Genomic DNA, 23,110 nt, shown 5'->3' with positions numbered 1-23,110 from the left:
GCCAATGAACCCATGTGGGAGCGAGCTTGCTCGCGATGACGGCGTGTCAGCCACCCTCAATGCTGTCGAACCACCGCTATCGCGAGCAAGCTCGCTCCCACAAGGGAGGTGTGGTGGGCACAGGTCTCACCGTCATCCTGGAAGAAAGTGGGCTCGCTAATCATGCACTGTCACCCGATTGCGCCCGGTCTTCTTCGATGTATACAGCGCCTGGTCGGCCCTGGCGATCAGCTCGGCGTGGTCGTTCGAGGGCTGGCTCAGGTCGGCCACTCCCAGGCTGACGGTGAAGCGGATAGTCTGGTCGTTGTACTGCACTTCCAGCGCTTCGACGGCCTTGCGCAGGCGCTCGGCGAAAATCTGTGCGCCGGCCTTGTCGGTGTCTGAGAGCACCACGCCGAACTCTTCACCGCCATAACGCCCAGCCACGTCGGACTCGCGCACATGCTCGTGCAGCAGCCTGGCGACGTGCTCGATGACCTTGTCGCCAGCCTGGTGACCGTAGGTGTCGTTGACCCGCTTGAAGTGATCGATATCGAGCATGACCAGGCTCAACGCATGGCCGTAGCGTTGGTGCCGGGCGTAGGCGGCTTTCAGGTTGCTTTCCCAATGACCGCGGTTGTACAGCCCCGTCAGCCGATCGGTGCTGGAGAGTTGCTGCAGTTGTGCGTTGGCGGCCTGGAGCTGATGCCGGTTGGTGGCGACGTCAGTGACGTCATAGATGACCAGGCAGATGTGCTTGATGGTGTTGTCGGGCGAGCGCAGCGGCAACAGCGTGGTGTTCTGGTACATGAACGCTTCCTGGCCGGTGATCGGCTGGTAGCTCTTGAAACGCATCAAGTACGGACGCTGCTCCCAGACCGTGAACGCTGGCGTGCCCAGGGTCGCGACGCTTTCCACCTTGCGGCTGAACCATTGGCGATCGATTTCAGGGAACAGGCTGAAAAAATGCTGGTTGTGCGCGTCCTTGGGCTGCACCCCGGAGCGGTTCTCCATGAAGGTGTTCCAGACTTGCACGCGGTACTCGCGGTCGAGCACCACCACCCCGACGTCGATGCTCTGAACGATGGCCAGCAACCAGTGGAATTCGTTCAGATCGATGGATTCGCTCATGGCTCAGTTCATCAGGTAGGCGAGTTTGTGGGTCAACCGTTCGATGGAGTCCTCCGTGAACAACAGCAACAGGTCGAAACGAATATCGTGCCCTTCCAGGCTGTAGCTGATTTCCACCGCCAGGGTCTTTTTCCAGTGCTTGCTGTTGTCCCGGATCAGTTCCTCGATGGCCGCGTGCTGGCCGAGAATCTGCGGGTGGCCTTGGGAAAACACCACGTCGATCTGTTCGGCAATGCTGCTCAGGCACGCGCCGATCAAGACGCTGGAAAGATCCAGCAACATCTCCAGGTCCGAATAGTCGGCGCTCTGGCGCTGCATCAATTGCGCGATGTCGGCGATTTCCGAGTCATGGAAGATCAACAGGGCTTCGCCAGCGATGCCGCTGCCGATAAAACCCTGGCAAATTGCAGTGAGTTGCTTGGAGCTGCCGACGTCGGTCAAGGCCATGTGCAACTCCCCGACCTCAAGGAGGTTCACATTCGGCACCGGCAATTGCACGAAGACCCCCAGCACCTTGGCGATCAAGGCCGCTGCCCGGCCGATGGCCACGTTGACCGTCTCGCGGAACACATCGTGGAAGCTGATGGCCGTGTTCGTGGTCGAACGATTCTGCAACGGTACCTGGCTGGGTTGGGCCAATAGTCCCAGCCGCGCCAGCGTCTGGCGCAGGTCGTTTTCATCGAACGGTTTTTTCAGGAACGCCAGCGCGCCCAGCTCATGTACGCGGCGCACCGCCTCATCCTGGACGTCACCGGAAATCACGATGACCTGGGCCTTCAATCCTTCGTCGCGCAAGGCGCTCAACACCTGGTAGCCATCCATTTCCGGCATGGTCAGGTCGAGCAACACCACATGCCCCAGGCCCTGGCGTATGGCATCCATGGCCTGGCGCCCATTGCTCGCCTCGGTGACCGAAACCGGCCAGTCTGTCGGCAGCGCACGCAACACCTGCTTGCGCGCCATGTTGGAGTCGTCACATACCACCAGGGGAATCAACGACACAGGAATGACCATAGGTGATCAATGGCAGGGGGAGAGGGGCTACTGACATCATTCATAGGCTTGCAAAGACCCTTTGATTAACGAACCGGGTTTATCAAGCTTAGCGTCCTGCACGAAAACTGCGGGACTTGGTTGCATTAGAAACTGGACCAATAAGTCAGGGGCGTCAACTGCACTTCGTCATCGCCACCCCACGCAAAGCCACGGTCGGCGTGCGACTGGCTGTCAAGACCAAGGTATTGGGCTTTTCGCCATGGGCTCAAGGTAACCTCGTTGCGTGGATCGCCATTCGTCTGTTCCTTGTAACGTTGGCTGAAGCTGCGCGTATCACGTACCGAAGCGCAGCCTAGATCGCCAACTTGAGCGTGAAGGTCGCCCCCGTTCCCGGGCCATCGCTATGGGCCTCCAGCGAGCCGCCCATCTCCATGGCCGCCAGGACGCAGCTGTGCAGGCCAAAACCATGGCCATCCTTGCGTGTGGTAAAGCCATGGGCAAAGATTCGCGTCAGGTTCTCGGGCGCTATGCCTTCGCCGTTGTCGATGACCTTGATCACCAGGGTGTCTTCTTGGGGAACCTCGCTCTTAAGGATGATTTGAGGGGGCCGCTCCGGCCGGTCATCCATCGCCCTGCTGGCGTTTTTTATCAGGTTGATCAGGATCAGCAGCACCCGGTGTTTGTCCAGTTGCAGCAAGGGCGTTTCGGCCAGGTTTCGCACCACGGTGATCCGATGCGCCGCGATGATGTTGGCGTTCATGCGCAGGGCATCCTCGATCAGGTCCTTGATCTGCACGGCCTCGGCGAGGCTGGATGTGCTTGCGTAAGATTGCTGGGCAGCGACGATTTCCTTGATGTGATCAACGCTTTTACTCAATTGGCCGAGTTCTTCGGTCATGCTCTGTTGCTCGAGCGCAAGCGCGTCCACCAGTTGGTTCAGGTAGCCGGGCAGCAGCTTGCCTTTCTCGTCGTGGCAGATGAAGTCGCCGAGGTCATCGGCGTGCTCGTTCATCATCTGCACCGCCTTACCAAGCCCCGAGGCCTTGCTGGTGTGCAGCTTGCGGGTGAGCAGATCGGCGGAGACATTCACGCTGTTGAGCACGTTGCCCACGTTGTGCAGGACGTTGGTGGCGATTTCCGCCATGCCGGCCTGGCGAGCGGCGGCGGCCAGTTGAGCCTGGATTTCGGTGGCGCGCAAACGGCTTTGCGCCAGTTGCCAGCTCATCCGGGCGAGCACCCCCACCAGCAGCACCAACACCAGGCTGCCGCCCGCCGTGCGCCAGAGGTAGGTACGCGCTTGCTGGTTCACCGCGGCCAGTTGTTCCTCCTCGGACAACCCGACAATCACCGCCAGCGGGAGGTCATAGAGCTGGCGGGCACTGGTATAGCGCCGCACCCCATCCCACCCATTGACCGAGAGCACCGCCTCGGTGTTTTCCGCGTCCGGCACCACCGTCGTGTAATCGACCGTATCGCCGGCCAGTACGGTTTCTCCGGTGCGTCGCACGCGGAAGAGGCCGTCAGTGCCCAGCAACCCGAGCGCACCCTGTTCGCCGAGTTTCGAGGCGTCGTAGCTGCTGACGAAATAGGCGGCATCGACCTCGACCCTGGCGATCCCGGAAAGCGTGCCATCCGCGGCGTCGAGTCGCCGGCTGAAGCGCAAGCGCCATGTTCCGGTGATTGGACTTTTCCACGGATGACTGATGGACAATGAGTCGCTGTGCCGCAGTGTTTGCTGCTCATTCGGGTCAGCGCTATTTTCCCGACCGTTGCCCCGTGTACTCGCCACGAGCCTGCCGTCCGGGTTGACCACGCTGACGTCGAACACCAAGGCCGGCGGCAACAAGGCCCGCTCCTGGAGCCGGCGCAGGGGATTAGGCTCGCCCTCGGTCTCGTAGGTGTATTTGACCAGCTTGAGGGTTTGATCGATTTCATGGATGGCGCGCAACATTTGCGCTTCGTAGATGGCGCCCATTTCCAGGCTGGCCGTCGCGGCGCTCTGCTGGGCGCGAAGATGTTCGACCTTGATCAGGTAGAGGGTGGCGCTCCAGATGGCCAGCAACAATAGAACGGCCAGCAGCGGGAACAGGATGTAGGCTTTCTTGGCCTGGTCGAAAGCGCGCCGAAGCACGCCGGCCTCGGTATCGTCATCGGCCTCGGCACAATGAGCAGTGCCAGGGGCCAACCTCAGTGTCTCAGGCCGCTGGATCGGCATGGTGTGCTCCCTGCATGGTTCGACCGAAGGCTGGTGGGCGTCGGTACGGTACGGCTCGAGGGATGTAGCTCCTGATGGCCCGAGCAAAGGTCCTGGATCTGTCAGGAACTATAGACCACAAACTCTGCATGCCGACGCGCGAAGGTGGGCCCGATTGACTGGGATACTGAGGATTTTGCGGTGAGGGGATTTTGTGGGAGCAAGGCTCCCTTCGCCAAAGGTTATTCAGTGTTTCCCTATCGGGATCACACCGCTTGCTTGATCTTGCGATGCACCCATTGCGCCTCGTCCTTCAATTCAAGGACTTGCCAATGAAAGTGCTCCAGGGAGGCGCTGTGGCCGACGCTGATCAGGATCGTGTCCGGCAACGTTTGCCTGAGCAGTTGATAGCAGCGCGCTTCGTTTGCCGCATCCAGCGCCGAACTGCTTTCGTCGAGGAACAGCACCGTGGGCCGGGCCAGCAGGGCCCTGACGAACGCACAGCGTTGTTGTTCGCCGATGCTCAGGGTCTGTGCCCAGTCGCGCTCCTGCTCCAACTGATCGCCCAGGTGTTGCAGGCCGACTTGCTCCATGACCTGGCGCAGCGAGGCATCCTCTTCGCGACGGGGTGGGTGGGGATACCAGAGCGCTTCACGCAGGCTGCCCAACGGCAGGTAGGGTTTTTGCGCCAGCGTCAGGGCGCGCTCGCGGTCATAACAGCTCGAGCCGCGCGCGTGGGGCCACAGCCCGGTAATCGTGCGGATCAGCGTCGATTTGCCGTAGCCGGACGGCGCGCTGATCATCAGGCTGTCGCCGGGCTTGAGTGACAGGTTGAAGCCTTTGAACAACGGACGACCATTTGGCAGCCAGATGTCCAGGTCCTTGATATCAAGGCCGCTGGCCTGTTGTTCGTGCCTGACCTGGGATTTGACCTCGACGTTATCCAGGCGCTCCTGGAAGCCGACCAAGCGGTCGATCACCGATTTCCATTCCGACAGTTCCGGGAACACACTTACCAGGTAGGCGATGGCCGCGTGCACTTCGCCGAAGGCCGCGCTTATCTGCGTCAGGCGGCCAAGGGGAAAGGCGCCGGCAAAGAACTGTGGCGCCATGATGAACATCGGTATGACCGTCGCGCTGCGCAAATAGAAGGTCGAGTAGCCCATGATCAGCTTCTGTTTTTTCACCAGCGCCCAGAAGTTTTCCAGCGCCGCCTCCAGGCGGTGGTTGAAGCGTTCGTTCTCCACGACCTCGCCGCGGTATTGCGCCACCGAGTCAGCGTTCTCCCGAAGGCGGATGAGCGAGAAACGAAAGTCCGCTTCACGCCGCTGTTGCATGAAGTTGAGGCTGGGCAGTGCACGTCCGAGCCAGAATGCAAGGCCGGTGCCCAGGAGCGCATACACCAGGGCGACCCACACCAGCAGCCCGGGAATGACGATCGAGTGGTCGTTGAACGGCACGCTGACGAGGCTGGAGGCCTGCCAGAGGATATGCAGGAAGGAAAACAGCGACACCACCGACGTCAACAGGCCCAGGCTCAACTTGAGCGATTTGACGATAAACAGGTCGACGTCCTCGGCGATCCGCTGATCGGGGTTGTCGACCTCGGTCTCGGTCAGCTTCAGCTTCTGGTAGCGCTGGCTGCCCAGCCACTGACCGAGCATGTTGCGGGTCGCCCAGCGCCGCCAGCGGATGGTCAGCTTCTGCTGGAAATGGAACGCGCCAACGGTAAAGGCGGCCATGCCGATCTGCAGCAGGATGAACTGCAGGCTACCGATCAGGAAACCGTGGTAGTCCAAGGCCTGCAAGGCGTTATAGAAATGCAGGTTCCAGAAATTGGTGAGGATGTTGACCCCGACCAGGCACAGGGTCATCAGTACGGTGGCCAACAGCAGCAACAGGGCCGGGTACTTTTCCTCGGAAGCCCAGAAGGGCTGCGCGAGGCGCCAGAAATTGCGAAGTGTGTGCATGGGATCTTGGTGGGCCTGGTCGCTAACGACGTTGAGTTTGCAGGGGAGGGAGGATAGGATCAGCCAATGCTAATCGTTTGCATTAATTAGGGAAAGCCACGGGAGCCCCGTTATCGAATTTCCAGAATGGCTTAGCCAGGCCTGGCCGCCCATACAGCGGGTCGTCCGGCAGGAGCCTGGCGATCAGCCTTCCATCGCGTTGAGCCAGCTTGCCGACCCTGCCGCGTTGCAACCCTTGCTGACCCGATTTGCCCTGCGTTACCCGGGGGTGAACCGCGCCGCCGTGGTTTCGCAGTGGTCGATGAACTACATGAGCATTGTCTTGCCGGCCACCCTGGCCTGTGTGCTCACGCGTGGCTGCGCGATCGAGTTCTGGGGCGAGGGCGCGTTGTTGTTGCACGACGACGGCCAACCGGCGGCGCTGGGCCTGGCTGCCGGGTTGTCGCCCTTGAACGCGGAGGACCGGGCGGTTTATTGGTCGCGGTTGGTCCACGAGCATTTGGCGCCACTGTTTGGCACGTTGGCCGCCGCCGGTGGCTTGGCCCCGAAAATACTGTGGGGCAACTTTGTCGCCATCTGGGACGGCGCCTTCGCCAGGATGGACCCGGACCTGTCCAGGGACGGCTTCGCCGAGGCGCACCGGTGGCTGGAACCGGTCACGGTGAACAACGGACGCCTGAAGCTGCGAGGCCTGCAACGCATGGTCGAATCACCGGCGCCGCAGATATGCCCCACCTTGCCCTTGCGTCGGCATTGTTGCCTGCACTACCAACTGCACGAACCGGTCGAAGGCCAGCCGCCAGTGCTGTGCGAATCCTGCCCCAAACTGCATCGCCTGCCGGTGGCGGAACAGGTGAGCTACCTGCATTACATCTATGAGGAGGGTTGAGCGCAGCTTACATTGCTGTGCCTTGCATGAACCCTTGCTCCCGCTTGGCTGCGCTGTAGGAGCTGCCGAAGGCTGCGATCTTCTGCTTTGATCTTTCGCTTGATACTCAACCGGTTTTGGAAAGATCGCAGCCTCGCTTCGCTCGGCAGCTCCTACAGCCCGGCGGGAGCAAGCGCCCTTGCCACATTCCTCAAGACAGCGCTTGCGCCAGGGGGGAGGCGTCGGCCTGGGGAGCGACTTCGCTGACTTTGCCATGTTCGACATGGATCAACCGATCGGCCAGGCCGAAATAGGCGTCGTCGTGGGAGATGACGATCAGCAATTTGCCGCGCTCGCGCAGGTCCGGCAGGATCCGGGTGTAGAAGAAGTGCTTGAACACCGGGTCCTGGTCGGCCGCCCATTCGTCGAACAGGTAGCAGGGGCGGTCATCCAGATAGGCACTGAGCAACGCCAGGCGCTTGCGTTGCCCGGTGGACAGCGCCAGCGTCGTCAGCTTGCCTCCTTCGATCTGCACCTTATGGTCCAGTTGCAGGTGCACCAGGTAGTCCTGTGCCTGTTTCACCAAGTCCGGATCGTCGCCATCGAACAGGTTTTCGAACAGGCAGAAGTCGGTGAAGATCGCCGAGAAGTGCTGTCGATAATGGTGGTTGTCGTTACTCGAGGACACTTGCTCATCAAGCACGATGTCGCCGCTTTCCGGCCGGTACAGCCCGGTCAGCAGCAAGGCCAGGGTGGTCTTGCCGCTGCCGTTACCGCCGGTGATGAATACCACTTCGCCGGCATTGAGGGTCAGGTCGATGGGGCCCAGGGTGAAATGACCGTCCTCGCGTTCGCGGTAATAGGTATGGGTGACCTGCCGGCACACCAAGTGGCGAACCTGGGTCGGCGAGATGGTATCGAAGGTCTCGTCGGATGCTTCCATCTCGCCTTCCAGGGCACGGATCTTATTCAGTGCGACGCTGGCGCGGCCCAGGGTCGGCAAGGCGTTCATCAGTTCCGACAGCGGCGTGATCATGTAGAGGATCGTCAGGATATAGCCGGTGACGAGGCTCACGCCCAGGTCGATGAAATGCGGTGCGGCGAACAGCACCACGCCGATCAGCATGTAGAACACCGCGTTGCCCCAGTTCAATACCAGGGCGTAGATGCTCATGCCGCGTACGAAGTTGCGACGGTATTGCTGGCTGACCGGAATCAGCAAACGGGTGAAGAAGTGTTGCCGGCGTGGGTGGTTGAGCTGCAGTTCCTTGCTGCCATCGGTGAGCAGGCGGTACTGGTCGAACAACTGATCCTTGAGTTCCCGGGCCCGGGAGATCGAAGTCAACGCGCGACGTTGCGGCCAATGAAAACTGAAGCTGCCCGCGATGATCAGCAGCAGTGTCAGGCCGAGCAGCGGCAGGCTGAGCCAACCCAGGTAGCCCAGGCACGCGGCGATGATCCCGGCGTTGACCAGCAGGATCGGCACCAGCTCCACCGCCTGGCTGATGGTTTGCGTATCGTCGGTCAGCATGGCCAGCAGGCGATGCTTGCCCAGGCGCTGCAATTTCGCGTAGGGGGTATCGATCAGCTTGGCGCTCAGGTGCAGGCGCATGTCGTTGACCGCGGCCTGGCCCAGGCGCAGCAGGCTGATGTCGGAGATCACCCGTGACACCATGACCAGTAGCACCAGCCCGGCGAAAAGCAGCCCGTCCACCGGGCGTAGCTTATCGAACACCTCCAGGCTGTGGTTGATGTTGGCGATCAGCCCGGCCGCCGCGAGGCCGCAGATCAGGCCCGTCAGTGTCGCCACCAGCAGTGCGCGCCATGAACGTTTAGCCATGAGTAACAACAGATCCATTTTCAAACCGCTCCGCTTGTAGCGATGGTCTCGAGCCGCGCCGCCAGTTGCTGATGCAGGGCCGGTTGCTCGAGGATAGTGAGATGCTGTGCCGGGATGACCTCACGGGTCAACGGCCCGGTGCTCAGGCGTTCCCAGTGCGGGTCGGCGAACTCAGCCTGTTCCAGGGTATCGTCGGCCCACCAGACATGCACCGGGCAACTGAGTGGCGCAGGCTTGAAGGTCGCCAGCAGATGCTGCGTATGTTGCTGGTAGCGCAGCCGCGTTTGCAGGTGCTCCCAACTGTCGCCATCGAGCTGCAGGCCCTGCTGGCGCGCCCACTGGGCCAGTTCCGGCAGGCGCGCTGCCGGGGGCAGGGCATCGAGTTGTTCCAGCAATGCCGCCAGGGTCGCCTGTGGCAGCTGGCGCAACACGGTCTGGCTATCCGACGTCAGCGACAGGGCGGCCGACTCCAACAGCGCTTCGACGCTGTCTTCTGGGGCGTGATGCTGGTACTGGGAATCGATGATACCGAGAAACGCCACCTGCTCGCCCTGGCTCTCCAGGCGCGCGGCAGCGGCAATCGCGAGCAGCCCGCCGAGGGAGAAACCCAGCAGGTGATAAGGACCGTGCGCTTGCTGCTGGCGCAGATGCTCGACATAGACCGCCGCCAGGCTCTCGATGTCACCGCCCAGTGTCGAGCTGTCGTCGGTCAGGTAGGCCGCCTGGAGTCCCCACAGTTGCCAGGCCGGTAGCGATGCCAGCAGAGGGCGGTAGTCCTGCACATGGCCTGTGGAGGGGTGGAAGCAGAACAGTTTGCCGGCCTCCACGGGCGCGTTTGGCGCCGACAGCCTGACCAGGGGCGAAAGCTTGAGCTCAGCCTGCACCAACGCCGCGAACGCCGAGACGCTAGGGGCGTTGAACACCGCATTGACCGTCACCGGCGCCGACAGCGCGGCCTGTAAGCGACTGGCAAGCGTCACCGCCGCCAGGGAATGGCCGCCCAGCTCGAAGAAGTCATCGTCGATACCCACCCGCTCCAGGCCCAGCACTTGCGCCCAGACCTCGGCGAGCAAAGCTTCCAGCGGCGTGCGCGGCAAGGCACTGCCGACAGTGTCGAGCACTTTGTCGGCCCATTGCTGCAGGGTCTTGCGATCCAGCTTGCCGTTGCCCATCAACGGCAAGGCTTCGACGATCCGCAGGGTGGGCAGCATGTAGTCCGGCAAGCAGTCCTGGGCCTGGCCATGCAGCCTGGCGACCGTGGTCGAATGCCCGGGCGCCAGGGTCATGAAAGCGAACAGTTGCTGGCCGAGCTCGCCCCGGGGAATGCATTCCACCGCGGCCTGGGCGACGCCGGGAAGGCGGGTCAATTGCGCCTGGATCTCATCGAGTTCCACGCGGAAACCACGGATCTTCACCTGGCGATCGGCACGTCCGGTGATTTCCAGGCTACCGTCGTGGAGGTAGCGAGCCATGTCGCCGGTGCGGTAGAGGCGTTCGCCAGGCGATTGCACCCATTCGATGAAACGACCGGCGTTCTGTTGCGCGTCCAGGTAACCCCGGGCCAGTTGCGGGCCGGCGATATACAACTCGGCGCTCTGCCCGGGAGCGGCCAGCGCCTGCTGCTCGTCGAGCAGGTACAGGCGCATGCCATCGAGGCGGTCGCTGAGGGGCAGGCGACGATAGTCCGCGGCCGGATCGGCTTTGTGCATCACCACCCCGACCGTGGTTTCGGTCGGGCCGTAATGGTTGAAGACCGTCAGCGTCGGCGCGAGACCACGAATGTTTTGCAACAGGCGTCGTGAGCAGCTTTCGCCACCGAGGATCAGTTGCTTGCGAGGCAATACGGCCGCGCTCTGGGCATGAATCAGCCAGGCGTCCAGCAGGGACGGCACGATCTTCAGATGATCGATGGGGTATTCAGCCTGCCAGGCCGCCCAGGCCTGGGCATCCATTGCCGTTTCCTTGTCCAGCAGATGCAACTCGCCGCCGCTGAGCAGCGCCGGGAACAGCAACGTGTAGCCCAGGTCGGCCGCCAGCGAAGTGACCACCGCACTGCGCTCGCCAACCCCCAGCGCCAGGCGCCGGGACACGCTGGCGACATAACTGGCGAGCTGGGCATGTTCGACAATGACGCCTTTGGGCGTGCCGGTGCTGCCGGAGGTGAACAGCACGTAGGCCGCGTCCTGCCCTTGGAACTCGACGGTGGTTGCCGTGGCAGGTGCGTGCTGCCAGGTCGCTTCATCACGCAGGTCGAGGCTACCGATGCCGGGCAACGCGGGGGCGCTGCCGGCCGAACCGCTCAGGACGAAGACCGGCTGCGCCTGTTGCAGGATGGCCAGGGAGCGTTGTGCCGGCTGATGCACGTCCAGGGGGACGAACGCCGCGCCGCTCTTGAGCACGGCGAGCATGGCCATGACCATCTGCGCCGAGCGATCCAGGTACAACGCCACGCGATCTTCGCGGCCCACGCCCTGGGCGCGCAGGTAATGCGCCAGTTGGTTGCTGCGGGCCTGCAACTGGGCATAGCTCAGGTGCCCGTGATGGTCGCGCAGGGCCAAATGATCGGGGAACCGCGCGGCGCATTCAGCAAAGCGCGCCGGTACGCTGGCAAACGGCGGGGCGGCGACGTCGCCCTGTCGGACGGCCAGCGTCGCGCTGAAGCTCGGCGCCTGCAACGACAGCTCGGCCAAGGGCTTGTCTGGGTGGGCGAGGGCATCGGACAGCAGCGACTGGAACTGCTCCAGAAGCGTCGAGGCGGCTTGTTCGCTGTAGCGGTTCGGCAGATGGTGCAGGTTCAGCCGATAGCCAAGGCCGCCGGCTTCGTGGCGGACCGTTTCGACCACCAGCAACAACTCCATGCCTGCCGGAATGGCTTGCGCGTCCAATACAGTGAGCGTCGATGCAAGGCTGCCCAAGGTGTCGAGTCGATCGGGCAGGTGCGCGCCCCACTGGAAACCGTAATGCAAGGTTTCGGCCGGCAGTGCGGTGCTGACGCCGCAGTATTCCTGCCATTCGATGGCTTGCTCGCACAGCGTCCGCAGGGTATTCAGCGCCTGGACAAATGGACTGTTCGCAGCCGGTTGCCAGCGCAAGGGCAGGGGCTTGGCAAACAAACCCCAGCAGTCTTCGAGCTCCTCGTAGTCGTCGCGGCAATCGTGTACCCAGTTCAAGGTCAGTGCCGGACTGTCGCCGGTACTGAGGCGCTGCAGCAACACCCCCCAGGCGCTCATCAGCACCTGCTCGGGCGAGGCACCGTGACGCTGGCAAAAGCGCTCCAGGGCGCTGGTCAATTGCGGGTTGGCGAGCAGGCGGGTGGTCACCGGGGCGTCGTGGCGGTCGTTGCGCACCTGGCGGTAGAGCAGCTCGCTCCCGGCGGGTTCGTCCAAGGCCTGGCTGGCCCAGAAGCGCCGACCGGGGACGGCGTCTTCATCGGCCTGCAATTCATGGAGCCAGGCGCTGTACTGGGTGTAGGTCATGGCCTCGTCATCGACGCTCGGCGCATCCGTCGATCCCAATGCCTGGGCCAGGCGCAGCAAGGTGCCGCGATCCGCGCTCAGCGCCGGCAGTTGCAATGTCACCCTGTGCCGATCGTCACCCACCGATTGCACTTCGACACTGATCCCGTCGACTGCGCTGGCGGCGGGTTCGACCACTTGCAGCGGCATCAGCAGGCCCGGCTCGGGTCGCACGCCCAGGCGCAAGGCCTCGTGACAAGCGCTCAGCGCGGCCAGCCGTTGCCGCAGGCGTTCCAGCGCCAACGCGCCGGTGATCTCCAGCTCCAGGCGTACGGGCGGCAAGCCCGCCAGCCATTGGCTGCGCTGTTGCGGTGAGAGGGCGAAGGCTTCCTCACGTTTCTCAAAGGCGGTCATGCCTGCACCTCCGAAGCCGGCAGCGGCTGTGCTTCGGGCAACTGCCCCGTCAATTCTTCCCGGCGCATCATCTGGCCCATGGCGACACAGATCTTGCGCTCGCCCTCGAAGGGATCCCGGGCGTGAGCCACCAACATATTGTCCAACATGACCATGTCACCTTTTTGCCAGGTAAAACGTACCGCGCAATGTTCGTACGCCTCGCCGATCACTTGCATCACCGCGTCTTCGATCACGCTGCCGTCGCCGTAGTACACGTTGCGGGGCAGGTGCCCGGGGCCGAACAGGTTGATCAGGTTGCTGCGCACTTCCGGCTCCAGACAGGCAGTATGGTGCAGTTGCACCTGGTTGAAGAACGACAGTTCCCCGGTCTCGGGATGTTCGACGATGGCCGGGCAGTGCTGGGCGATCCGCAGATTATCGGTGCCCAGCCATTCCCAGCGCATGCCCGAGGCCAGGCACTGGCGCTCGACTTCCTCGCGCTGTTCGGTCTTGAAGAAGTCCTGCCAGCGCACATCCAGCTTGTCGGTGAAGTGCCGCACGTACAGCAGCCCCAGGGCCTTGAAGCGAGCGACGATGTCCTGGGGCAAGCGCGCCAATACCTGCCGGCAATCGACGATGGGCGTGCAGCCGCCACGTGGCGCCGGTGTTTCGCAGTAGAACCACTGTTTGCGTGGCCACTGCGGCAGATGAGAGCTCTCGTTGTGGAAGAGAATCATGTGCTGTTCCGGGTACGGCGTGGAGTGGTAGATATTCTTGCCGGACTTGTTTTTCGGCAGGTCGCCGTAGGTCCCGTAGAGGTCGGGCTCGATGGCCTGGGCGAACTGCTCGAAGGCCGCTGCATCCGGCAGGTTGAAACCCCGGAACAGCAGGCCGCCATGGGTCAGCAACTGTGCATTGATCCATTCCCGGGCTTGCAGCGCCCAGTGCACCGGGTCCAGGTCGCCGAGCAACGGCTCGATCACCAACGGCAAGCCTTGCCCGACGTCGAGGGTACGGGTGCGGACCTGCTCGTGGGCCACCTGGCTGACGGCGGTTGCGCGGGTCTGCTTGAGCTTGCTCAGTTTCGACTGCTTGCGTGCGCTGCGGGCCGTGGCCTCGTCAAGCGACGAATCCGGCTGGGACGCGGCGCCGGTGTTACTACCCTCAAGGCGCCACGACCACTGGTCCAATGCCTGGGCGGGGGCCGAGACGATCTGCTCCAGCAGGTGCTCGAAGCCCTGTTCGAGACGCTGGATGGTCTGTTCCTGCAACACGCTGGTGCGGTACACCCAGCGCACGTTCAGGCCTTGGTCTTCGTCCTCTTCGACAAACACGGCGAGGTCGAATTTGCTGCTCTGTTGGGGTGCTACCAAGTGTTCCACTTCAAGGTCCGGCAGGCTGGCATTGCCACTGGGCGTGTTCTGCATGACGAACAACACCTGGACCAACGGGTTGACCCCTGGCGTACGCGGCGGTTGCAACTCCTCCACCAGTTTGTCGAACGGCACTTGCTGGTGTTGGAACGCCGACAGGCAATCCTCGCGCAAGCGTTGCAGGCGGGCGTCAAAGGTTTCGCCCTCGCTCAGGCGGGCACGGATCGGCAGCACGTTGACGAAGAACCCGATGAGATGTTCCAGGGCCGGGTGTTCGCGGTTGGCCAGGTCGGTGCCGACGATAAAGTCGTTGGCCCCGGTGGCCCGCTGCAACAGGCTGTTGAAGGCATTGAGCAAGACCATGAACAGTGTCGCCCGTTGCGCTTGCGCATAGGCCTTCAGCACCTGGGTCTGGGCCGGCGTGAAGCGTTGCTCGAGGGCCGCGCCCTGGTAGTCGGGGCGTGCCGGGCGTGGCTGGTCAAGGGGCAACGGGATCAACGTTGGCGCGCCGTCGAGCTGGCGGCGCCAGTAATCGATGGCCCGTGCCAGCAGGCGCTGTTGCGCTTCGCTGCGTTGCCAGTAGGCATAGTCGGCGAACTGGATCGGCAACACCGGCAACACAGGGGTCGAACCGCTGATGCGGGCCTGGTACCCGACGATCAGTTCCTGCATCAGGATACCCATGGACCAGGCGTCAGTGGCGATGTGATGCAGCACCAGTTGCAGCACATGATCCTCGCTTCCCAAGCGCAGCAGGTTGGCGCGCAGCATCGGCGCTTGTTGCAAGTCGAACGGGCGCGCGGCCTGTTCATCGATCAGGCGCTGCAGGCTTTGCGCCTGCTCTTCGCCGTCCAGGTCATTCAGCTCGGTTGGCGTCAAGTCGACCACCGGCGCCGGGCTGATGACCTGACAAGGTTGGTCGCCGTGAAGGTGGAACGCAGTGCGCAAGGACTCATGGCGTTCGAACACCGCCTGCAATGCTTCTTGCAACGCCGCGATGTCCAGCGCGCCACGCAGCCTGACGGTGGTGGTCATGTTGTAGGCGGCGCTAGGGCCTTCGAAGCGATCCAGGAACCACAACCGCTGCTGGCTGTAGGACAGCGGCAGCGGTTGATTGCGCGGCGCCAGGGCCATCTCGGTGTCACTGTCGGCCTCGGTCTGGGCGTTGCGTTGCTGATCGACCGCTTGAGCCAGTTGCTCAAGGGTGCCACGCTCGAACAGCGTGCGCAGCGGCAGGTTCACGTTCAACCGTCGGCGAATTCGCGACAGGACTTGGGTGGCCAGCAGCGAGTGACCGCCGATGGCGAAGAAGTCGTCGTGCACACTGACGTTGTCCAGGCCGAGAATTTCTTGCCAGAGTTCGGCCAGGACGTGTTCGGTCGGCGTGCGCGGCGCCACGGATTGCGCCTGTGCCGTCTCGTCCTGGGGCACACCCAAGGCGGCGAGGGCACGACGGTCGACCTTGCCGTTGGCGTTCAGCGGCAATTGTCCCAGGGCCAGCCAACGGGCCGGGACCATGTAGCTTGCCAGTTGCTGGCCCAGGTATGCGCTCAATACCTGTTGCGCGGGTTCGCCGCCCAGGTCGGCCGCTTCGTCGAGCACATACCAGGCCACCAGTTGCAAGGTGCCGCGTGCGTCGGGCAGCGCCAGCACCGCCGCGCTGTCCACCGCCGGGTGTTGCATCAGGCGGTTTTCGATCTCGCCCAACTCGATGCGGTGGCCACGGATTTTCACTTGCTGGTCGCGACGGCCGAGGTATTCGATCACGCCATCCTCACGCATCCGGCCGATATCGCCGCTGCGATACAGGCGCGCACCGGCTTGGAACGGGTGCGGCACAAAAGCTTCGCGGGTGCGTTGCGGGTCGCGCAGGTAGCCGCGACCCACACCGACACCACCGATGCACAATTCACCGGGTACACCCACAGGGACCAGGCGCAGCGCCGAGTCGAGAACGAACACCTGGTTATTGGCGGTCGGCGTGCCGATGGGCATGTGCAAACAGTCGTCGGCCGGCGCTTCGGTGATGGGGTAGAAAGCCACGTCGTCCGAGCATTCGGCAGGACCGTAGGCGTTCATCAACGGGGTCGTAGGGAAGCGTGCGAACCAGTCCCGCGCCAGGGCCGGCGGCAGTGCCTCGCCGGTGGGCAACAGCCAGCGCAGGCTCGCCAGGGTGTGATGGGCCTGGCTTTCCTGGAGCATGCCGCGAATCAGCGCCGGCACGGTTTCCAGCAGCGTCAGTTGCTGCTCCTGGACGGCGTCGAGCAGGGCCACAGGGTCGTGGGCCTGGGCATCGGGAAGAATGTGCACGGTGGCGCCGAACAGCGGTGCGGCGAGGAACTGCCACACGCTGATATCGAACGCCGCCGAAGCCGTCTGGGCAATCCGGTCGTGCTCACCCAGGCCCAGGCTCGGGACCTTGCCGAACATGTTGTTGAGCATCCCGCGTTGTTCCACCATCACGCCTTTTGGCGTGCCGGTGGAACCCGAGGTGAAGATCACGTAGGCCAGTTGATCCGGCTGGTGCCCATAGCTGACCGGCGGTTGCTCAGGGCCTTGCCAGAGCGCCTGGGCGACCAGGCAGGTGGGCTGCTTGTGCATCTGTGGCAGGACGTGGTCCAGTGTCGAGGTCGCGTGCTCGCACACCAGCAACAGCGGCGCGTCACCGAGGTCCAGCAGTTCCGCCAGGCGCGCGTGGGGCTGTTGGATGTCCAAGGCCTGGAACGCGGCACCGACCTTGAGCGTGGCGATCATCATCGTCAGCAACGCCAGGCCACGCTCAGCGAACAACGCCACCAGGGTTTCCGGACCGGCACCGGCTGCTTGCAGCGCATGGGCGATGGCATTGGCGCGGCGGTCCAGTTCGGCGTAGGTCAGCGATTGGTCCTGGCATACGGCGGCCAGGTGTTGCCCACGATTGCGCACTTGCTCGGCGAACAGCGCCGCATAACCGCGTTCCAGCGGGAAGTCGACGTCGCTGCGGTTGCAGTCGATCTGCAGGTGCCGACGTTCCGCCTCGGGCAGCATGTGCAAGCTGCCCAAGGGCGCCTGCGGTGTCTCCAGCATGGCCGAAAGCAGCTGCACCAGATGCCCGAGCATGCGCTGCACAGTGTCCGTGCTGAAACGCATGCTGTCATAGGACAGGCGAATGCCCAAGCGGTCGCCGGGGTACAGCACCACCGTCATCGGGAAGTTGGTGTGCACCCGGTCTTCGTAGATGTCGATGCTGAAGGCGTCCAATTGCACGCTGCTGATGTCCAGCGGGGCGTTTTCGAACACCACCAGGCTGTCGAACAACTGCTGGCCGCGCGGCACTTGGCTGCAACGCTGGATGTCCACCAGCGACGCACTTTCGTGTTCGCGCAATTGTGCGTTGTGGGACAGCAGTGCCTGCAACCAGTCGGCCACGGGGGCCTCTGGGTCGACATCGACGCGCAGGGGCAGGCTGTTGATGAACAGCCCGACCATTTCTTCTACACCGGCGAGGTCAGTCGGGCGACCGGCGACGGTCACGCCGAACAACACGTCGCGATTGCCGCTGTAGCGCGACAGCAACAGCGCCCAGGCGCCTTGGATCCAGGTGTTGGGCGTCAGTTGGTATTGCTGGCAGAGCTGTTGCAACCGTTGGGTCTGGGCGATGCTCAGGGTCTGGTCGAAATCGCCGACCTGTTCAGGTGCCTGCTCCGGCCGGGCCACGGGGCCGTCCACCTGCAGCGGCGTCGGCTCGCTGAAGCCGGCCATTTGTGCCTGCCAGAAAGCGTGGGCGGCAGCCATGTCATGGCGTTCCAGCCAACTCATGTAGCCACGGAACGAGCGCAGACGCGGGCGGGCCACCGGCTCCTGGCGCACCAGGGCCTGGTAGATCGCCAGCAGGTCTTCCATCAACAGGCCGAAGCACCAGGCATCGGTCAGGATGTGGTGGAAACTGCGCACCACGGCGAAGCGGCGCTCATCGAGCTGGAACACCCGCAGGTGGGTGAGCGGTGCGCAGGCCATGTCGAAACCTTGCAGGCGCTGTGCTTCGAGGGCCTGGTCCATCGCCTCGCGCTGCTGCTCTTCGTCGAGATGGCGCAGGTCCTGCCAGTCGAACGCCTGGTGGGTCTGGCGGTACACGCATTGCAGCGGCTCATGGTCGTCCTGCCACCAGAAGGCGGTCCGCATCATTGGATGGCGCTCGAGAAACAGCTGCCACGCGGCTTCCATTGCCGGGCGCTGCAATACCCCGTCCCAGCTGTAGCGTTGTTGCATCAGGTAGATGCCGCTGTGGGGTTGCAGCAGGGTGTGCAAAAGCATGCCCTGTTGCATCGACGACAGCGGGTAGACGTCTTCGATGTTCAGCCAGTCCAGCGGTTCGGCCGCCAGGGTTGCCGCTTGCTTGTGGCACAACGGGAACGCCTGGCTGGCAGGGCGCAGGTCGGCCGCGGTGGCCAGTGCGGCGAGTTCGCTCAAGCGTTGGGCAAGGTGAGGCGCCCAGTCGGCGGCGAGGGTGCCCTGGCTGCGCAGGTGCAGCCGGTCATCCCGCCACCAGGCGTCCACGTTCAGCGGCCCGGTCGAAGCCGGCGATGGGGTTGGCGCTTCAACCTGCGCCAGGATGCCGCGCTCTTCGCGGTGGCTGTCGAGGTTGCCCAGCCAGCGAATGACGACCGATGCCGCTGGCAGCTCGCGCAGCGGTTCTTGCAGGTAGGTATTGTCCGACAAGTAGCGCAGGGCGCCATAGTCGACGCCGTGTTGCGGGTAGGCACGCATCTGCGCCACCAGTGCCTGCAAGCGTTGCAGCAGGCTCTCGCCTTCGGGCTGGAGGAAGTACGGCACGGCCAGTGCCAAGGGGCCCAGGATGCGTGCCGGGTCGAGGTCGGCCACGGCAATCGGCGCATCGACCGGCAAGCGCTCGGCGTTCGGACGGGCATCGTGCACGCTCAGCGCGACCAGGCCATTGCCGCACCGTTCACGGCACTGTTCGGCCACGGCAGCGGCCAACAGGTTGTTCCAATCCAGTTGCAGCACCTCGCCCAGGCGCTTGAGTTCGCCAGAGATGGCGGCCGGCAGGGTGTGTTCGACCACGCTGGCCGGCTGCTGGCTGTCAGGCAGCTGCAGCGGTTCCACACCCGCATATTGCAGCCAATGTTCCCAGGCGTCATCCAGGGCATCACCCTGGGCATGGGCTTGCTGGTGCCGTGTCCACTGGGTGAAATCGCCACCGGCGTAGGACAGGCGCACCGGCCGTTGATAGCGCAGCTGTGCCAAGGCCAGGTTGAGATCAGCCAGTAGCAGCGACCAGGAGGTTTCGTCCAGGCACAGCGGATGAGCGGCCAGCAGCAAGGATTGCGTGCCGCCCACCTCCAGCAGGCTGGCATGCAGGGTTTGGCCTGCGCCCAATTCCAGCGCATCGACACCGGTCTGGGCCAGGGCTTGCAGTTGCGCCGGGGTGCAGGTCGCCAATTGCTCGGTGGTGATGACCGGGGTCTTGGCCACGCCCAGTACCCGCTGCTGCCACTCGCCCTCCGGCAGCGCCTTGAGCGCCAGACGCAGGGCCTGATGGTGTTGCTGCAACGCGGCGATGGCCTGTGCCAGCAGCTCGCTATCGATGGCCTGGGTCAACGCCACGCAGCGCCAAGTGGCGTCTAACGGCCCTTGCTGCAAGCGTGCCAATTGCCCGGCAGACAGCGGCAGGTCATAGCCATCGGCAACGGCTTGCGCCTCGCCATGGCTGGCATCGGCGCCCAGTACCCGGGCGATATCGGCGATGGTGCGGTTCTCGAAGAGCTGGCGGGGCGTGAGTTTCAGCCCTTGCTGGTTGGCGCGGGCGATGATCTGCAAGTTGATGATCGAGTCGCCGCCCAAGGCGAAGAAGTTGTCATGCACGCCGACACGTTCAAGCTTGAGGACGTCTTGCCAGATGGCGGCCAGCTGCGTTTCGACTTCATTGCGCGGGGCAACGTGAGTGGCGCTGTCGTCCATGGGTTTTTGCGGGAGCGGCAAGCGCTGGACATCGACCTTGCCGTTACGGGTGAGGGGCAGTTCGTCGAGGGTCATGAAGTGCGCCGGCACCATGTAGTCCGGCACCCGCGCACCCAGATCGTTACGCAGTTTCGTCGCGGACAGTGACTGGCTGGCGACCAGGTAGGCCACCAGCCGCAGGCTGCCGTCCAGCTCCACGGCGCGGACCAGCGCCTGTTCGATCAGCGGCGACAGGCGCTTGATCTGCGCTTCGACTTCGCCCAGCTCCAGGCGATTGCCACGGATCTTGACCTGGCTGTCGACCCGGCCGAGGAACGCCAGTTGGCCGTCCACTTGCCAGCGCACGCGGTCGCCAGTGCGATACCAGCGTTGCTGATCCGCGTCGAGATGAAAGCGTTCGGCGGTCAGGTCCGGGCGGTGCAGGTAACCCCGGGCCAAAGCACCGTTGATCAGGAGCTCGCCGGACACCCCGGTGGGCACCTGGCGACCCTTGGCATCCACCACTTGCAGTTGGCGGTTCGGCAGCGGCCGGCCGAGGGCAATGCTGCGCAGGCCCGCGGGCAGCTCGGTGGCGATTGCGCCGACCGTCGCTTCGCTCGGCCCATAGTGGTTGAATACCCTGAGGCCCGGCGCCAGGCGGTTGACCTGCTCCAGCAGCGCCGGGCTGAGGGCGTCGCCACCGAAGACCAGCAGGGCGCGCGGCAACAAGCGTGCATCGGGCAGCGCCTGCAACAGGCCGGACAAATGGCTTGGGGTGATCTTCAGCACATCCACCGGGTGTTGGTCGAAGAGTTCGGCCAGTGCCAGGGGGCTGAAACCACTGTCTTCATCCACCAGCAACAGGCTGGCGCCGCTGCACAGGGCGCCGAACAGTTGGGTGTGGCCCAAGTCGGCGGCGATGCTGGACAACAAGCCGTAGCGGGCTGCCGGCGGCGGGTTGAGTACCGTGTGCACTGCCGTCAGGTAATCGACGATGGACTGGTGCTCGACCACCACACCCTTAGGGGTGCCGGTGGAACCTGAGGTGTAGATCACATAGGCGGCGTCAGTCGGGCTATGGGCCACGGCAGGTGGCGTGTCTGGCTGGGAGGCGATGGCGTCGGCCTGTTCCGCCAGCCACAGCGTCGGCGTGTGCTCGGCCAGGCCTTTGAGCAGGGGCGAGGCGGTGGCGCCGATCAGCAGTGCGGCGCGGCTGTCCACCAGCACGTCGGCCAGGCGCCCGGCAGGCTGCTTGAGGTCCAGCGGCAGATAGGCCGCTCCAGCCTTGAGGGTGGCGAGCAGGGCGACCACGAACCCGGCACTGCGTTCCAGGGCCAGTGCCACGACACTGTCGTGGCCGATGCCCTGGGCGCGCAGGTACTGGCTGAGGCGGTTGGCTTGCTGGTCCAGTTCACGGTAGGTCAGGGCGACCTGACGGTCTCGGACTGCCAGGTGATCAGGGTGGGCGGCCACTTGTTGTTCAAAGCACTGATGCAGGCATGCCTGGGGCACCGGCAGTTGTACGCCGCGCCCCTGCGCGAGCAGTTGCCGGCGTTCTTCAGGGCCCAGCCACTCAAGCTCGCTGACTCGGCACTGCGCTTGCGCCGTCATCGCCAACAGGATGGCCCGCAATTGTGCCGACAACACCGCGACCTCGGCGTCGCTGAAGCGACTGCGGTCGTAGCTGATCAGGTAGTGCAGTTGTTTGTCCGGCACCACGATCAGCGACAACGGGAAGTGGTTGCGGCCTTGGGTGAGGGTGATGCCGTCGGCCTGCTGGTCGCTGCTCGGAGCACTGAAGCTCAGGCCGCCGGTGTCCTGGTTGAGCGCGTCGGTGACCGGGAAGTTTTCGAACACCAGAATCGAGTCGAACAGCGCCTGCTCGGCGGCGATGCGCGTCATGGACTTGAGCTTGCCCAGGGGCAGGTAGGCGTGGTGACGCAGATCGCTGTTGGCTTGCTGCAATTGCTGCAGCCAGTCCACCAGGACCGGGCCTTCAGACCACTGTACGCGCAACGGCAAGGTATTGATGAACAGCCCGACGGTGCTGTCCACGGCGGCCAGGTTCTCTGGACGACCGGCAACGGTGACGCCATAGACCACGTCGTCACGCCCGGCGTGCTGGCCCAGCAGCAATGCCCAGGCGCCCTGGATCAGGGTGTTGATGGTCAGGTCGTTCTGGCGGGCGAAGTGCGCCAGATGCTCGGTTTCGCTGGCCGTCAGCAGGCTTTCCCGTTCGGCGAACGGTGCCCCCGCGGGTGCAGGCTGCCGCACGGCGAAGGTGGGCAGCGGTGTCGGCTCGCTCACGTCCTGCAACTGTTCGCGCCAGAAGCCTTCGGTGGCGGCCATGTCCTGTTCCGCCAGCCAGGCGATGTAGTCCCGGTAAGGGCGGGTCGGCGGCAGGTCGGCGGGGCGGTCGTGGGCCTGTTCGTAGTACAGCGACAGCCACTCCTGGACGGCGATGCCGACGCTCCAGCCGTCCATGAGAATGTGGTGGAAGGTCCAGATCAGGTGCCAGCGCTCGGGCGCCAGGCGCACCAGGCACACGCGCATCAGCGGTGAGTCGTTCAGCTCCAGGGGCTGGGCGCGCTGTTCCAGCGCCAACTCTCCGAGCGCGGCCTGCGGCTCGGGGCGGTCTTGCCAGTCCAGTTCCGTCAGGGGCAATGGCACGTCCTGTTGCACCACCTGATAGGCATCGTCCAGTTCTTCCCAGAGAAAAGCACTGCGCAGCACCGCGTGGCGCCGCATCAGCGCCTGCCAGGCACCGCGAAATGCGCTCAGTTGCAACGGGCCGTTCATGTCCAGGCTCAATTGCTGGTAATACACCCGCGAATCCGGTTCATAGACGCTGTGGAACAACAGGCCGTGCTGGGTCGGCGAAAGGGAATAGATGTCTTCGATGTTGTTCATGCTTGCTTGGTCCATTTCAAAGTCTTGAAAACTCGAGTGAGCGTCGATCAAGGCGCCGCGC

The 23,110-nt window shown here is 63.8% G+C and carries 8 protein-coding genes; 1 reads left to right on the top strand and 7 read right to left on the bottom strand.

Annotation, left to right across the window (positions count from 1 at the left end; all coding sequences use genetic code 11):
- Nucleotides 1-156: 156 nt before the first annotated feature.
- The 4 genes from AB7M32_RS20860 to AB7M32_RS20845 all read right to left on the bottom strand — a co-directional run bounded on the left by AB7M32_RS20860 (nucleotide 157) and on the right by AB7M32_RS20845 (nucleotide 6,270).
- Entirely contained in the window at nucleotides 157-1,110 is a 954-nt protein-coding gene (locus AB7M32_RS20860) for a sensor domain-containing diguanylate cyclase (protein ID WP_072404652.1), read from the bottom strand.
- A 3-nt stretch (nucleotides 1,111-1,113) separates the two neighbouring features.
- Nucleotides 1,114-2,124, bottom strand: coding sequence for a response regulator (locus tag AB7M32_RS20855; protein WP_454251195.1), 1,011 nt, complete (start codon nucleotides 2,122-2,124; stop codon nucleotides 1,114-1,116).
- Between the two features lie 334 nt (nucleotides 2,125-2,458).
- Complete coding sequence (locus tag AB7M32_RS20850; RefSeq protein WP_454251194.1) at nucleotides 2,459-4,321, bottom strand: ATP-binding protein; 1,863 nt, start codon at nucleotides 4,319-4,321, stop codon at nucleotides 2,459-2,461.
- A gap of 245 nt (nucleotides 4,322-4,566) precedes the next feature.
- Nucleotides 4,567-6,270 carry an ABC transporter ATP-binding protein/permease gene (locus tag AB7M32_RS20845; RefSeq protein ID WP_072404647.1) on the bottom strand — a complete coding sequence of 568 codons (1,704 nt, stop codon included), beginning with the start codon at nucleotides 6,268-6,270 and terminating at the stop codon, nucleotides 4,567-4,569.
- 199 nt (nucleotides 6,271-6,469) lie between these two features.
- Between AB7M32_RS20845 and fhuF the strand changes: the two genes are divergently transcribed.
- Nucleotides 6,470-7,159 carry a siderophore-iron reductase FhuF gene (gene fhuF / locus AB7M32_RS20840; RefSeq protein WP_158454913.1) on the top strand — a complete coding sequence of 230 codons (690 nt, stop codon included), beginning with the start codon at nucleotides 6,470-6,472 and terminating at the stop codon, nucleotides 7,157-7,159.
- A gap of 190 nt (nucleotides 7,160-7,349) precedes the next feature.
- Here fhuF and AB7M32_RS20835 read toward each other — a convergent pair whose 3' ends face one another.
- Genes AB7M32_RS20835 through AB7M32_RS20825 form a run of 3 tightly spaced genes read right to left on the bottom strand, consistent with a single transcriptional unit; the run spans nucleotide 7,350 to nucleotide 23,049 of the window.
- The gene (locus AB7M32_RS20835; RefSeq protein WP_454251193.1) at nucleotides 7,350-8,996 is read right to left on the bottom strand and encodes a cyclic peptide export ABC transporter; all 1,647 of its coding nucleotides are present in this window, start codon (nucleotides 8,994-8,996) and stop codon (nucleotides 7,350-7,352) included.
- 2 nt (nucleotides 8,997-8,998) lie between these two features.
- Nucleotides 8,999-12,847: a non-ribosomal peptide synthetase gene (locus AB7M32_RS20830; RefSeq protein WP_454251192.1), complete on the bottom strand. Its 3,849-nt coding sequence runs from the start codon at nucleotides 12,845-12,847 to the stop codon at nucleotides 8,999-9,001.
- Nucleotides 12,844-23,049, bottom strand: coding sequence for an amino acid adenylation domain-containing protein (locus AB7M32_RS20825; protein WP_454251191.1), 10,206 nt, complete (start codon nucleotides 23,047-23,049; stop codon nucleotides 12,844-12,846). The genes AB7M32_RS20830 and AB7M32_RS20825 overlap by 4 nt, the downstream gene beginning before the upstream one ends.
- Nucleotides 23,050-23,110: the final 61 nt, after the last annotated feature.

Source organism: Pseudomonas sp. R151218B TE3479, assembly GCF_053629195.1.
Note: the sequence above shows the minus strand (reverse complement) of the source record. Positions and strands in the feature narration are given on the sequence as shown.

Bases quoted from the DNA above. Each gene is read 5' to 3' on its own strand.
- AB7M32_RS20860 (WP_072404652.1), bottom strand. From the start codon at position 1,110: ATGAGCGAATCCATCGATCTGAACGAATTCCACTGGTTGCTGGCCATC.
- AB7M32_RS20855 (WP_454251195.1), bottom strand. From the start codon at position 2,124: ATGGTCATTCCTGTGTCGTTGATTCCCCTGGTGGTATGTGACGACTCC.
- AB7M32_RS20850 (WP_454251194.1), bottom strand. From the start codon at position 4,321: ATGCCGATCCAGCGGCCTGAGACACTGAGGTTGGCCCCTGGCACTGCT.
- AB7M32_RS20845 (WP_072404647.1), bottom strand. From the start codon at position 6,270: ATGCACACACTTCGCAATTTCTGGCGCCTCGCGCAGCCCTTCTGGGCT.
- AB7M32_RS20835 (WP_454251193.1), bottom strand. From the start codon at position 8,996: ATGGATCTGTTGTTACTCATGGCTAAACGTTCATGGCGCGCACTGCTG.
- AB7M32_RS20830 (WP_454251192.1), bottom strand. From the start codon at position 12,847: ATGACCGCCTTTGAGAAACGTGAGGAAGCCTTCGCCCTCTCACCGCAA.
- AB7M32_RS20825 (WP_454251191.1), bottom strand. From the start codon at position 23,049: ATGAACAACATCGAAGACATCTATTCCCTTTCGCCGACCCAGCACGGC.